Below are 216 nucleotides of genomic sequence, written 5' to 3'. Positions count from 1 at the left end.
ACCCCCAACTACTTTCGGCGCTGAAGCGCTTAACTTCCGTGTTCGGCATGGGAACGGGTGTGGCCGCTTCGCTATCGCCACCAGACATATATGAGATTAACATTATCTTAACATAATGTCAACTCTTTTTTAAGAGATTGTTCTCTCAAAACTGAAGACTCATCAATTCACACAAACCTTAGACTAGATCAAAGCCTCGACCGATTAGTATCATTC

1 rRNA gene is annotated in these 216 nt (G+C 43.1%); it reads right to left on the bottom strand.

From position 1 onward, the window contains the following. A 5S ribosomal RNA gene (gene rrf, locus KNP72_RS15805) occupies positions 1–85 on the bottom strand; the annotation flags it as partial. Positions 86–216: the final 131 nt, after the last annotated feature.

It is taken from the genome of Exiguobacterium sp. s152, assembly GCF_018618335.1.
GTDB lineage: Bacteria > Bacillota > Bacilli > Exiguobacteriales > Exiguobacteriaceae > Exiguobacterium > Exiguobacterium chiriqhucha.
Note: the sequence above shows the minus strand (reverse complement) of the source record. Positions and strands in the feature narration are given on the sequence as shown.